Annotated in this window: 9 protein-coding genes; 5 read left to right on the plus strand and 4 right to left on the minus strand. The window is 42.4% G+C overall.

Annotated features, from left to right (window positions below):
* The first annotated feature begins 498 nt into the window (after nt 1-498).
* The 5 genes from QUA53_RS09880 to QUA53_RS09900 all read left to right on the plus strand — a co-directional run bounded on the left by QUA53_RS09880 (nt 499) and on the right by QUA53_RS09900 (nt 7057).
* A complete protein-coding gene (locus QUA53_RS09880) occupies nt 499-3297 on the plus strand; it encodes a PAS domain S-box protein (protein ID WP_333096910.1) in 2799 nt (932 codons plus the stop codon).
* A gap of 48 nt (nt 3298-3345) precedes the next feature.
* Nucleotides 3346-3792 (plus strand): response regulator, encoded by a 447-nt coding sequence (locus tag QUA53_RS09885; protein WP_333081177.1) that lies wholly within the window; start codon nt 3346-3348, stop codon nt 3790-3792.
* 307 nt (nt 3793-4099) lie between these two features.
* The gene (locus QUA53_RS09890; protein ID WP_333096912.1) at nt 4100-4252 is read left to right on the plus strand and encodes a hypothetical protein; all 153 of its coding nucleotides are present in this window, start codon (nt 4100-4102) and stop codon (nt 4250-4252) included.
* 91 nt (nt 4253-4343) lie between these two features.
* A complete protein-coding gene (locus QUA53_RS09895; protein ID WP_333096913.1) occupies nt 4344-5846 on the plus strand; it encodes an ATP-binding protein in 1503 nt (500 codons plus the stop codon).
* 122 nt (nt 5847-5968) lie between these two features.
* Nucleotides 5969-7057 carry a response regulator gene (locus QUA53_RS09900; protein WP_333096914.1) on the plus strand — a complete coding sequence of 363 codons (1089 nt, stop codon included), beginning with the start codon at nt 5969-5971 and terminating at the stop codon, nt 7055-7057.
* A gap of 102 nt (nt 7058-7159) precedes the next feature.
* On the opposite strand, the gene QUA53_RS09905 is transcribed toward QUA53_RS09900, so the two are convergent.
* From QUA53_RS09905 to QUA53_RS09920, 4 genes are all read right to left on the minus strand, one after another.
* A complete protein-coding gene (locus QUA53_RS09905) occupies nt 7160-9766 on the minus strand; it encodes a PAS domain S-box protein (protein ID WP_333096916.1) in 2607 nt (868 codons plus the stop codon).
* The gene (locus QUA53_RS09910) at nt 9763-10158 is read right to left on the minus strand and encodes a response regulator (RefSeq protein ID WP_333096917.1); all 396 of its coding nucleotides are present in this window, start codon (nt 10156-10158) and stop codon (nt 9763-9765) included. Before QUA53_RS09910 ends, QUA53_RS09905 begins: the two co-directional genes overlap by 4 nt.
* 127 nt (nt 10159-10285) lie before the next feature.
* Nucleotides 10286-11722, minus strand: coding sequence for a response regulator (locus QUA53_RS09915; protein WP_333096919.1), 1437 nt, complete (start codon nt 11720-11722; stop codon nt 10286-10288).
* Nucleotides 11715-14582 carry an ATP-binding protein gene (locus tag QUA53_RS09920; protein ID WP_333096921.1) on the minus strand — a complete coding sequence of 956 codons (2868 nt, stop codon included), beginning with the start codon at nt 14580-14582 and terminating at the stop codon, nt 11715-11717. The genes QUA53_RS09915 and QUA53_RS09920 overlap by 8 nt, the downstream gene beginning before the upstream one ends.
* Nucleotides 14583-14724: the final 142 nt, after the last annotated feature.

Below are 14724 nucleotides of genomic sequence, written 5' to 3' on the forward strand. Positions count from 1 at the left end.
CAGCATAATTTTTGGTGGGGCGGGCTTCTGGCTCGCCCCATTTTTTATAGAAGAAGGAAGAATTTCGGCAACGGATGTAACAGATGTAAACGATGTAAGCGATGGATAGAAGAAGGCTTTAGTTATCTAGAAGATAAGGAAGAAGGAAGGAAAAGCTAAAATCTAAAATCTAAAATCGCAATATTGGGTTTCACTTCGTTCTACCCAACCTAGAGCTCGCTACAGCTCGCGAATCATTGAGAATTGCTATATTAAGAGTTACGGAAGAAAAACCAGTTTCTACGACAATATTCGGTTTAGCAACGAGGCATCTAACCAGAAACCTCGTTTTTAGCCCCCGGTGCGTTCAAGACTGTATCTTTCAAAAATTTGAGATAGGTTATAAGTAATTGAGTTAAATTACCAATTACCAATTCCCGCTTACCAATTACCAATTACCAATTACCAATTACCAATTACCAATTACCAATTACCAATTCTCGATTACCCATTCCATTTATGATGATTTGGAAATTTTTAAATCACCTGTTATTCATCGGGAATTATATTCCTCAAGGCTACTGTTACCTTTGGCAACGAGAACTCGTGGCGCTCCACATAGTGTCAGACTCTATAATTGCCCTGGCCTACTATTCAATACCGCTATCCCTAATTTATTTTATCGGTCAGCGAAAAGACTTGCCCTTCCGCAACATCTTTTGGCTGCTTGCAGCCTTTATTATCTCTTGCGGCACTACCCATATAATGGAAGTTTGGACGCTTTGGCATCCTGTTTATTGGGTTTCTGGCAGTCTAAAAATTATTACCGCCGCGATTTCTGGTTACACCGCATTTGCATTAATTCCTTTCGTTCCCCAAGCATTAACTCTCCTGAGTCCAACTCAATTAGGGATGATCCATTCCATACTGCAAAAAGAAATAATTGAACGCCGAGAAACGGAAGCTCGCTATCAAACTTTAACTGAAGCTTCGCCGGTAGGAATATTTTATGCAGATGCTCGAGGAGACTGCTTGTATGTCAACGAGCGCTGGTGTCAAATTTCGGGAATAAGCTGTGATGAAGCTTTGGGCAAAGGGTGGTTGCAAGGCATTCATCCAGACGACCGCGAGCGGGTTTTTTCTGAATGGTATAGCGCCGCGCAGAAGAAATTGCCCTTTAAATCTGAGTACCGCTTTCAAGGCTTTAATCACCCTCAAATCAGTTGGGTATTCGCTCAATCTGTCGGTAAAATCGGAGAAAATGGGGAAGTTAAAAGTTATGTGTGTACTATTACTGATATTACAGAACGCAAGCAGGTAGAAGATGAAAATAGACGGCTCAATGAAACTCTGGAGCATCGAGTTGCGGAGCGCACTGCTCAAATCGAAATTTCTAACCACCAATTGCAAAAAGAAATCGCTTACCGCGAAAAAATTGCACTCACTTTGTTGGAATTGACGCAACTGCAAAATGCAATTCTTAATAGCGCTAACTACACAATTATTTCTACAGATCCAGACGGTACAATTAAAACATTTAATCGGGCTGCCGAGCAACTTTTAGGTTATTCGCTAGAAGAAGTGGTCGGGAAAGTCACGCTAGCAATAATTCACGACCCTCTGGAGGTCGCTCAAAGAGCTGAAGTTCTTTCTCAAGAATTGGGAGTGAAAATAGAGCCGGGAATTCAAGTATTTTTTGCCTTGCCGTGCCGGGAAATCGCTGACGAAAATGAATGGACTTACATTCGCAAAGATGGTGCGCGGTTTCCGGTACTGCTGTCGGTGACTGCCTTATTTGATAGTAACGGAAATATTAACGGTTTTTTGGGTATCGGTCAGGATATTAGCGATCGCAAACAAGCTGAAAAAGAGCTGCGCGATCTAACCAGTGCCATGCAAAATGCGGTGGAAGGCATTTCGCGGCTGGATATTGAGGGGCGCTACGTGAAGGTTAACCGAGCTTACGCTCATAAATGCGGTTACGAGCCGGAACAAATGCTTGGCATGAAATGGCAGCTCACCGTACACCCGGGCGATGTTGAGATGATGCTCTCAGCTTATCAGGAAATGGTAATTTCTGGCAAAGTAGAAGTTGAAGCTAGAGGAGTCCGAAAAAATCGCTCGTTTTTTTATAAGCAATTAACGATGGTAAAAGCTTGCGACGCACAAGGGATATTTAACGGTCACCACTGTTTTATGAAAGATATCACTGAGCGGAAACTAACTGAAACTGCTTTGCTCGAAAGCGAATTCAAGTACAGGCAAATAGTTGAATTAGCAGAAGAAGGTATTTGGGTAATTGACAGAAATGGCCTCACGACTTACGTAAACCACGCAATGGCGCGAATGCTAGGCTATAGTGAATTAGAAATGTTCGGGCGGTCGCTTTTGGATTTCATGGACGAACGGGACAAACCACAAGCTATTGAAAATATAGAGCGGCGCAAGCAAGGTATTGGTGAACAACACGAATTTAAATTCAAAAGCAAGGATGGCAAAGATATTTGGACTGATATGTCTACCAGTCCAGTCATGGATTCCCAGGGTAATCTGCTGTCTTGTTGCGCCTTGGTTTACAACATTACAAGCCGCAAGGAAGCAGAGCAGCAAATGCTGCAGCTTACAGAAGATTTGAAGCGTTCCAACGAGGAATTAGAACAATTTGCTTATGTGGCTTCCCACGATTTGCAAGAACCGCTCCGAGCCGTTACCAGTTACACTCAATTGCTGGCCCAGCGCTATCAAGGAAATTTAGACGATCGCGCAGATAAGTATATTCATTATATTGTCGATGGTGCCACCAGAATGCAGCAGTTAATTAATGATTTGTTGGCGTATTCGCGCCTGGGAACGAGAGGTCAGGAGTTTGAGCAGGCGGACTGCAACGCTGTGGTTAAGCAAACTATGTGCAATTTGCAAATTGCGATCGCCGAAACAAAAGCTGTAATCACCTGCGACGCGATGCCAACCGTGATGGCGGATGAATTTCAACTGGTGCAATTATTCCAAAATTTGCTCGCCAACAGCATCAAATTTTGTCGCCAAGATATCCCGTTGATTCATATCGCTGCCTGCAGGCAAGAGAGCGAATGGGTGTTCAGTGTCCGCGATAACGGCATTGGCATCGATCCGCAGTATGCCGATCGCATTTTTATCATTTTTGCGCGCCTGCACTCCCGCCGCCAATATTCCGGTACTGGTATAGGTTTGGCGATGTGCAAGCGCATTGTTGAACGCCACGGCGGGCGCATTTGGGTGGAATCTCAAGAGGGAAAAGGAGCGACTTTTTACTTCACTATTCCTATAATTAGTACCTGAAGCCTAAAAATTCAATTTTGTTTTTATACTTTAAAGGATACGCCTATTATGAGCGATCGAAGCACTGTTAGACCTATAGAGATTCTGCTGATTGAGGATTCTCCCAGCGATGCCGATTTGGCAATAGAAGTCCTCAGTCAGGGTAAAATATTGAATAACTTGCATTTTGTGGAGGATGGAGTCGAAGCAATCAAGTTTTTGCGCCGAAAAGAACCCTATCTCAGGGTACCTCGTCCCGATTTGATTTTGCTAGATTTGCATCTGCCGAAAAAAAGCGGTATAGAAGTGCTAGAAGAAATTAAAACTGACCCAAAGTTAAAATTAATTCCTGTAGTGATTCTCAGCACTTCAGCAGCTCCAGAAGATATTTTTAAGTCATATTCCCTCCACGCCAACTGTTACATAACAAAACCTGTAGATTTCGTAGAATTTACTAAAGTAGTAAGGTTAATTGAGGAATTCTGGCTGGCAGTCGTCAAACTTCCTCTAAATTAAACGAACAGATGCTTTGCTTGTGAACCCTATAAAAGTTTTCAACCTATGGAAATTCGCCTGGTGGATGCTTCGCTCATTGAGAGTGAATGGACTTTATAAAAGCTGGCGACAATTCAATTTTTAATAAGTTGAGAATAGTATAAAATATGGTATAAAAATAATTTTTTTTGAAGAAAAAGCAGGCTTTTCTGTTCGCATTCACGTCCAAATTTAATTCTGCTTAGCCCGATGTTGCCTAAAAAAACGGTTATAAATATTGATATAAATCAACTCCGCCCTCAAGTTAAAAATGATTCGTGTGGTAATTATGACAACCTCAGCAGCCGATGAAGAGAGGATCAAGTTTTATGGGCTGTCAGCCCGGTGCTACATAACTAGGCTTATCGATTTTAGTCAAGTCGCTAAGCTGGTGAGATGGATTAAGGATTGGTGGCTGGTGGTGGTGACAGTTCCCAAATAATAATTTTCAAGTTGAAAATGGCAAGGGAAAGCAAAAAAGTTTAACCTAAGATTGGTAGAGTAAAATTTTTACAGTCAAAAACGTCTAAGCTATGTGGATTAAAATTCTGTTAGTAGAAGACAATCCGGCTGATGCTGATTTACTTGCAGAACTGTTAGAAGTATCTGTGGGCGTCGAGTGGGAACTGGTGTCTGTTGAGTTCTTGCATGAGGCGATCGCACAACTGTGTAAACAACCCTTTGATGTAGTTTTGCTCGACCTTTCTTTGCCGGACAGTCGTGGTTTGGAAACGCTAACTCGCCTGCGAGAAGTTGCTCCTGATGTGCCAATGGTGGTAATGACAGGCTTGGACGATGAGGCGATCGCCCTCGAATCAGTTCGCTTGGGAGCTCAAGACTATATTGTTAAAGGTCAAATTACTACTCAATTATTAGTGCGGACGATCCGCTACGCGATCGAACGCTCTCAAACCTTTCAAATGCTGCGGGAAAGCGAGCGCCGCTTTAGGGCGATTTTTGACTCTTCGTTTCAGCTAACCAAGCTGCTGACTCCCGAAGGAATTGTGCTGGAAGTGAACGAGACAGCCCTCGATTTTGCCGGATTGCGATCGGAGGGTATTGTGGGCCGCCCGATTTGGGAAATGGCGATTTGGGCTCAGTCGCCACAGGTTTCCGAACAATTGCAATGGGCGATCGGCAAAGCAAGTCGCGGCGAGTTTTTCCGCAGCGAAATCGACTTGTTAGGCAAAAGTGGCCAAATTATGACAGTTGATTTCTCACTGAAACCTGTTAAAAATGAAACAGGACAAGTTTTGCTGCTGATTGCTGAAGCCCGTGACATTAGCGATCGCAAACGAGCAGAAGCGGAAATTCTCAAAGCCCTCGCACGAGAAAAGGAACTTTCACAACTGCGAGCTAAATTTGTCACAATGGTTTCCCACGAGTTCCGCACACCTTTGACAACCATCCAATTTTCCGCTGGATTGCTGCAAGACTACAGTTCTCAGTGGCCCCAAGATAAAAAATCTACTCATTTTGTGCGGATTCAATTAGCAATTAAACGCATGACAGAGTTATTAGAAGATATCCTCGTAATTGGTAAAATCGAAGCCAATACCTTGCAGTTTCAACCAGTTTCCTTAAACCTCGAAAAATTTTGCCGTCAACTGGTAGAAGAGCAGCAGCTCAACGACAGCAACCAACACCCGATCGCCTTTCAATATGAAGGTGGCAACTGCGAGGCTCAAATGGATGAAAAGCTGCTGCAGCAAATCTTGGGAAATGTCCTCTCAAATGCCATCAAATATTCCCCCGTCGGCAGCACAGTTTCCTTGCACCTCAACTGTCAAAACAAAGAAGCTGTTTTCCAAGTTCAAGACCAGGGCATCGGCATTCCCCAAGCCGATCGAGAGCGGATATTAGAAACTTTTTACCGAGCTACAAATGTCGGCACTATTTCGGGAACAGGTCTCGGTTTAGCAATTGTGAAGAGGGCTGTGGAACTTCACGGTGGCCAACTTGCGATCGACAGTCAAGAAGGAAAAGGTACAACTTTCACTATTACCTTGCCTCTCATTTGCCCTCCTAGTCAATAACAACTGAATTATCAACTATATATCTGCGATTTAACGATTAATTAAGCCCCTAACAAACAAACTTATCAAGTATCTGAACCCAAAACTTTCCAACAAACTACTAACTAAAAGGAGCTATCACCGTGGCTAAAATTTTGGTAATAGAAGACGAAGAAGCGATTAGAGAAAATATTTTAGAGTTGCTGGAAGCCGAGAATTTTGAAGGAATAGGAGCGATTAACGGCAAAGTCGGCATCAAATTGGCGATCGAACAAATCCCGGATTTAATTTTGTGCGACATGATGATGCCGGAAGTAGATGGTCACGGCGTCATCAAAGCTTTGCGCTCCGAACCCTTGACTGCCACAATCCCGTTTATTTTCCTCACAGCCAAAGCCGATAAAGTTGACGTTCGCACGGGCATGGAACTGGGAGCTGACGATTACATTACTAAGCCATGTACGCCGCAAGAACTGCTAAAAGCCATTGCTATTAGACTTGAAAAACAAAAAACAATTAGCCGACAATCTCAAAAGACCCTAGACGAATTACGCACTAATATTAGTATGTCGCTGCCCCACGAATTGCGGACTCCTTTGAATGCAATTCTGGGTTTCTCTGAGCTGATTCTGTCAGAATATAAGGTCTTAGAGGAATCAGATATCTTAGAAATGATCGGTCAAATTCAAACTTCCGGTCATCGCTTGTATAGACTGATTCAAAACTTTTTGCTATATGCAGAACTGGAGATAGCAGCCACAAATCCCGAACTGCTAAAGGAGATGCGAAATAGCGAATTTAGCTGTGTAAAGTCTTTGCTGAGTCAAAAAGCGCGGCAGCAAGCAAAACACGCTAATAGAACAGAAGATTTACAATTAAACTTGCAAGATTCGTCGGTAGCTATGGATTCTGTCAGACTCGCAAAAATTGTTGAAGAACTATTGGACAATGCCTTCAAGTTTTCATTAGAAGGAACGCCAGTTTTATTAAGCACTTTCGTCGAAAATCAGACTTTTATTCTGTCTGTCAAAGACAAAGGCCGCGGCATGACTACCGATCAGATTGCACAGCTAGAAGCTTACAGGCAGTTCGATCGCAAACTTTACCAACAAGCAGGTTTGGGATTGGGCCTGGCTATTGTTCAACGCCTTGTAGAATTGCACGGAGGAGAATTTAAAATAGAAAGTTTGCCGCAGCAAGAAACAAGAGTTTGCGTTTCTCTGCCTGTCTAAACAATGATTAGACCAGTTAAAAAAAAATGTAACTGTAGGCAAACTTCCAACCATTATGGAATAAATCATTCCCAATTCTAAACTCTAAAATTTAAAATTGTATTATGGAGGAGCGATCGCTCCTTTCAGACACCGCTGCATATAAATTTGAGCTACCTTATCATTAGGGTTGATTTCCAAGCAGGCCGAAAACAATCTTATAGCTTCGCCATACTTGTCACTATTGTAGAGTACCAAAGCTTGCTCAAAGATTGTCTTTGTCTCTAACTTTTTCTGTCGTAACTCTGGCGGATCGGCCGCAAATACTTCATAAACTGTTACCATTCGCGATTTGCCTTTAACTGTTACGCGATCGATCAACCTCAAATCATAAATATCATTTAACTGTATAAAAGTATTGTGAGTAATTAACATCGAAACTTCATACTCTTTCGTCAAAGTTTCTACGCGGGAGGCTAAGTTTACCGCATCGCTAATCACCGTGCTGTCCATCCGACTTTGACCACCCACCGTGCCTAACATCAAAGAACCCGTATTGATGCCAATGCCAATTTGCAGCGGCGGGCGATCGGCTCGATTGCGACTAATATTATACTCGTTAAGCTGTTCTAGCATAGCAATTCCAGCTTTCACAGCATCGTCCGCACTGCCATTAAACAGGGCCATAATCGCATCGCCAATGTATTTATCAATAAAACCAAAATTGTTAGTAATTGCAGGTTCCATCCGCGACAAATAAGCATTAATAAATTGAAAATTTTCTTCGGGATTCATCGTTTCAGAAACAGAAGTGAAATCGCGAATATCTGAAAACAGCACCGACATTTCTTTCTGTACCTGATCCCCTAATTTTACTTCCAGAATACTTTCATATCCCAGAAAGTGGAGAAATTCGTGTGGCACAAACCGCCCGTAAGCATCTGTTAATTTTTCTTCCGCTGCTAAAGCTTTTTGTAACTCGTCTGTGAATTGCCGGCGCTCGCTTTCTACCTCTTGACGCTCTGTGATGTCTTGAAAAGCGGCGATCGCGTAAACTATGTTTTTCCGTTCGTCGTAGATTGGAGTCGCCCAAACCTCGATCGGCACAATCCGATCCGACCCATGAACTTCTAGATCGTCCATACGCACAAATTCTCCCCGCAACGCCCGAACAATCGGTTGGCTATCTCTCGGATACAATTGATTAGTTCCAGCGTCGTAAAAATGATAAGCTTCAGGAAATTGGTCAGTACCCCCATCAAAAATTAAACCTTGGGCTAGTATCCTTTCGCCCCAAGAATTCATGTAAAAAGGTTTACCCTTACCATCCACAACAAATATTCCCACCGGCATCGCTTCCAGGAATTGAGTCAATCGGCTTTCGCTTTCTGAGAGTGCCTCATTTAACTTTTCTTGAGCTGCCAAAGCTTTTTCTAAATCATTAGTAAACTTGATTCGTTCCACTTCCACCTGTCTTTGCAAACTAATATCCTTAGCAAAACCCTGATAGTAAAGCACTTCACCGTTAGCATCATAAACTGTGCGCGCATACTCAGAAATCCAGATAATGCTGCCATCTCGACAGTAAACCTGAGACTCAAACTCACACAGAGTACCGTGCTGTTTCATCAGCGCCAGAAACTCTTGACGGCGGTTCGGTTTCACGTACAATTGCTGCTGAATATCATTAATGCTTTCTATCAATTCTGATGCGGAATCGTAGCCGTAAATTTCTGCAAGAGCAGGATTCGCACTGATAAAATGTCCGTCCGGCGTCGTCTGAAATATACCTTCGAGAGCATTTTCAAATATCCCGCGATACTTCTCTTCAGCTTGAATTAGCGCCGCTTCAGCTTCTTTGCGTTCACTTATGTCACTAAAAGCAATAATCGCATAGGAAATTTCGCCTGTAGAATCATAAATTGGAGTTGCCCAACTTTCTACAGGAGTAATCTTATTAGCTGTACGAATTTCTACACCCTCAGTCCGCACATTTTCGCCGCGAAGCGCCCGCATAATTGGCAATTCTTCCACAGGGCATCTCTGATTAGTCCCGGTTTTATAGAATTGATAAATTGCTGCTTTTTGCTCTGAATTAATATGCGGCACAGTGCCTTTGCCAAATACATCCCGTGCTTTCTGGTTAGCGTAGAAAGATTGCCCGTTTGCATCAATTACACACACACCCAATGGCATAGCTTCTAGATATTGCGTCAAGCGACTTTCGTTTTCATGGAGTTTGGCAATCAGCATGGCCTGCTTGCGGTTTAATTTGACTAACTCCTGATTCATTTCCTGAAGCTCTCTTTGTTTTTCAGCTAATTGTTTATCTTGAAAATATTTATATATTGCCTCAGTAACAGTTAACTTTAAGTCATCAGATTGCCAAGGTTTAGGTATATATCGGTACAATTTAGCATAGTTAATAGCATTGGCTACCGCCTCCAAATCTGCCTGCCCCGTCAGCATAATCTTGAGACTGTTCGGCGAGATAGCATGAACGCTCCTTAATAGTTCGTCTCCTTTCATACTAGGCATGATATGATCCGAAATAACCAAAGGAACTTCATACTGTTCTGCTAAAAGTTCGGACAGCAACTCTAAAGCTTCTTCGCCACTTTGAGCCGTTTCAATTAAATATTTATCTTCAAAAGCTTTTAGCAAGTCTATTTCCAGACTATCGAGTATAGTCTGCTCATCATCGACACAAATAATGACGGGTTTTTTCATAAATTTGCTAGACCAGACTTAATCGCTTCAATTAATTCTTGACTTTGCCAAGGTTTTTCTATGAAAGCATGAAGATTTGCTTGAATTTTTGTGCGTTCAATTGCTTCTTTGTCTGCTTGTCCTGTCAGCATCACAGTCACAATTTGCGGATATTTTTGATGAATTTTAATCAGCAACTCATCTCCTTTCATTCCGGGCATCAACCAATCAGAGACAATTACTAGAATGTTAACCTCAGCTTCACATAGCTCTTCAATAATTTCCAGGGCTTCGGCAGCACTTTCAGCAAATTCCCAAAGATATTTACCGTTAAAAGTCTGTTGCAGTTCAATTTCCAGACTTTCCAACACCCCTACTTCATCGTCCACACACAAAATTGCTGATTTAGACATCGCTAGTTTCCTTCTTTAGTTTGGCAGGGTGAAGCCCGATGGGTAAGCACACCGTTTGCCAAATTCTACATTCGGCGCGGGTAGACTGCAAATTTTTAGCCCCCGACTTCAGTCTGCGACGCTTTAGCTACTCAGTTAAATTAATCGGCAAAGAAACTGTAAATGCTGTATTACCCGGTGCCGACTCTACATCAATTTTACCCTGATGTTTTTCAATTATTTTTTTGACAATATCCAGTCCCAACCCGCTGCCTTCTCCCGCAGGTTTAGTAGTAAAAAAAGGCTCAAAAATTTTCGGAATAATCGCTGGTTGAATCCCCTTACCGCTGTCAATAATTTTTACCAAGACGTTGGTATCTTGTTGTACCGCGTCAATTGTTAAAGTTCCTTGATTGTCCATCGCTTGTAAGGCATTGTGAATTAAATTGGTCCAAACTTGATTGAGTTCGTCGGGATAACACAGTACCGGAGGCAATTGAGATTGATAGTTTCTGACAACTTCCACACCCTGCTTTATTTGGTTTTGATAAAGAGTTAATACAGTTTCAATTCCCTCCGTAATATTCACCTCTATTTTTTCCCCATTTACATCGTAACGCGCATAATTTTTCAGAGCAAAGACAACTTTTGCAGCGCGTTCAGTAGCGGTAGCGATGGTTCGGGCGCTCCGGTGAATGCTAGCAAAGTCGTAGGCGGTTTTTATAATATTTTCGCTTTCAGGATCTTTGAGCAGCGACAAGAATTCTTGCAGATTTCCTTGCAATCCGATATTGACTAAAATGCTAGCAAGGCTGTCAGCGTTGTCAATGCCTTCCGAGTCTAGTTGCTGCTTTACGCCTTTTTTCAGAACCCGTTTTTCTCTAGTAGATAAAGAGTAATTTTGTTGACTAGAACTGTACATCAAACGCAAGAAATCGTGCTGGCGTTCTGCTGACAGTTCTTTAAAAAAAACTGGCAAACTTTCGAGATTGTTATCCAAAAAGTTAGTAATATTTCCAATAGACGACCGAATTGCGCCCAACGGCGTATTAATTTCGTGAGCAATGCCTGCAATCAGTTGCCCTAACGCAGCCATTTTTTCCGATTGCACTAATTGATTCTGAGTAGCTTGCAATTTATTTAAAGTTAGTGTCAGTTCATCGTTTTTCTGTTGAAGCTTTTTTTGCAATTGGCACATTGCTAAATGGGTTTCTACCCTAACTAGAACCTCTTCCACCTGAAATGGCTTGGTAATATAATCTACGCCACCTACCGCAAAGGCTTTGACCTTATCAAGTACCTCATTAATCGCGCTAATAAAAATTACGGGGATGTCGCAAGTTCGTTCATCAGCTTTAATCTTTTGGCAGACTTCATACCCATTCATTTCCGGCATCATAATATCCAGCAAAATCAAATCGGGAGGCATACCTTTTGCCGCCGAAAGTGCTAACTCGCCGCTAGGTACCGGGCGCACTTTATAGCCCTTGGTGTTCAAAATTCCGGCTAGCAGCCGCAAATTAGCTGGGGTGTCGTCAACTACTAAAATATTACCGCGCTCGGTGCTAAGAATGTCGTTATTCATGTGATATTGCTTGAGATATTAACTTTAAAACTTTGTCGTACTCAAAATTTTCTATACAATTTGCGATCGCACTAGCCGTTACTGCATCCTCTAATCGAATTTGCTCTATCAAGGTATCAATTAAATCCATATCTGCATTCAGTATCGCTAGCTTTAAATTAGCTACCAGTGAATCAGGCAATTTCACCAAATCAGTCGCAGTCATTGCGTGATCGCCCTCTTTGATTGGCAATAAATTAGTTTGATCCGGATCTTCATAAATATAGCGCACTCCGATATGTTTGTGCAGAGCATCAAAAATATCCGCTTCCCGGAAAGGCTTCCGCATAAAAGCATTGCAGCCCGCCGACAAAATAACTGCCCGTTCTTCCTCCCACACGCTCGCAGTCAGCGCAATAATCGCAGTAGCTTGACCTTTAATAGTGCTTTTAATGTATTGCGTCGCTTCGTAGCCGTCCATCACGGGCATTCTCATGTCCATCCAAATTAAATGTGGTTCCCAACAGTGCCAAATCTCAATAGCTTCTTGACCGTTAGTAGCTTCTTTTAGTTCAAAACCCAAAGGATTGAGAAGTTTAATTAGCAGTTGGCGATTTAGCGGTTTATCGTCTACTATCAAAATTCGATAGGTGGGTTGGTGGGGTTCCAAAGCAATAACATTACGGGTCGGTTTTGGGCTGTCAATATCAGCGGCATCGACCGCAATAACTTGAATGTCAAACTTAAATTGAGTTCCCTTGCCAACAGCAGAACAGACGCTCATTTCGCCGCCCATTAATTCCACAAATTTGCGACTAATTGGCAATCCCAAGCCAGTACCTTCTTGCGAATCTTTGCCGGTCTTGGTTTGCACGAATGGTTCAAAAAGAGCGTCTAATTCATTGGTAGCAATACCGGGACCAGTATCTTCGACTTCAAAATGAAGGAAGAAGGAAGAGGTAGAAGCTGAATCGTCATTTGGCGTGGCAATAATCTGGTTGTTCGAGTGACTGGATTGAGATATTTTAAGACCATTAAGTGCTGAAATTTCTGTATTTAGTGATAGTTCTTGGTGAGCAAAGCTCCCCTTTTCTACCTGCTGACTTTGGCCTAATGACTGCTTGCTAACTCTGACAGTTACACCCCCCTCATGGGTAAATTTAAGAGAGTTATTGAGCAGATTAATTAAGATTTGTCGCACCTTTATCTCGTCGGTTTCTACATATTGTGGCACGTCGGTGCTCCGATCAAAAACTAACTGCAACTGCTTGTCATGTGCCTTGAGTTCAAACATATCTTCCAAGTCGTTTAGCAGGCGATAGAGGTCAAATTTTTTGGGATTGAGGGTGGTGCGCCCGGATTCAATTTTAGATAAATCGAGTACGTTATTAATCAGGGTGAGCAGGTGTTCTCCGCTGCTGTTAATTATGCTAATGTTTTCTTGATGTTCTGGGGATAGAGTTTGGCTGCGAGTCATCAGTTGGGAAAAGCCGAGAATTGCATTGAGAGGCGATCGCAATTCGTGGCTCATGTTAGCAAGAAAGGTGCTTTTAGCTTGATTCGCTACCTCTGCTTTGTCTTTAGCTACAGCCAATTCTGCCGTCCGCTCTTGCACTCGGTTCTCTAAAGTTTCAAAAGATTGTTGCAGTTGTTGAGCCATGCTGTTAAATGACTTGGCTAATTCCCCCAATTCGTCCGAACGTTCACTTTCTACGGTTGTGTCCCATTCACCTTTAGCAATATTTTTTGCTGCTGCATTTAAGCGCAAAATAGGGTTTGTCACCCACCGAGAAGTCAGAATGCCGATCGCCACAGCTACTCCTAAAGCTGCGAAACAAAGCAAAACCGCTGTGCGGGTATTGGCATCGATTTCTTTGGTGAAATCTGCTTCGGGAACAACTACGACAATCAGCCAGTCTAAACCTTTGCCGTCTTGGAACGGCAAGACTTTTAAAAATTGTCGCTTGTGATTTATTTCAAAGCTCAATAACTCCGATTTTTTAATTAGGTCTAATTTTTGATACTGTGCAGTTAAATATTTAGCTGTAGACCGAGTAAAAGGGTTGCTGCTTTCTTCTACTTTAAACAATTGTCTTTTATTACCTTTACTGCGAAACGGGTTTTCACTTGTGGAAGTTGCTAATAAAGTACCCTGGCGATCTATAATAAATGTTTGACCGGATTTGCCAACTTTGAGACTGTTGAGAAATCTCCCAAGATGGTCGAGACGCAAGGCAGTAAATAAGACTCCTTCTAGCTGATTTTTTTCGCTGTATACTGGTTGGATAGCGCTGATAAGTAATGTCGGTTCTAGTAAGGAAACAAAAACTGAACTCCAAGTAGGTTTGCCGACTTTTACGGCTTTTTGGTACGCAGGATGTTGCCGATTGTCATAGTTTTTGGCAATGGTGGTAACTGTAGTGCGATCGCCTCGTTCGTTTGTACTGTAAGAATTAAAATTTAACCCAGTAGATGTTTCTATCACATTGATCATTCGGGAGCCGTTAGACAGTTGCTCACCGGCTCTATAATCTCCCTTATTGTTGCCAACGGAGGTAAAATTGATATATGGATATAATTGTACTTGCCGCCAAAGATATTTCTCCCAAACTGATAAGTTTTCCATCTTTAACAACCCGATGTTGACAGCATCCAGCTTAGTTTGATTGATTTGATGGGGAGTTGTTAGGTAAACTTGCAGGTTTTGCTCGACACGCAAACTCACTTCGCTCATTAACTGACTGGCAAGGTTATTAACTGCTTTTTGTCCGTTTCTAAAAGAAAGATATCCTACGAGTCCCACGGCTCCAACGATTTGCAGTACAAATGGAACTATGAGAACAGTTCGCAGCGGTAATTTGTCTAAAAGTTGAGAAACCATAAGATTGAGAGGTTTGGTGAACTTAGTCTAGAAGCGTCCTTGCACAAGCTGTCTTAACAGCAGCACCATTTACTGCCGACTAGCTAGAAAGAATTGATGCGGGCTATTTTAGCTGTGCTAGATGCTCGACCCCATCGAATGT

The organism is Microcoleus sp. Pol12B3, assembly GCF_036701355.1.
In the GTDB taxonomy this organism is placed as follows: domain Bacteria; phylum Cyanobacteriota; class Cyanobacteriia; order Cyanobacteriales; family Microcoleaceae; genus Microcoleus.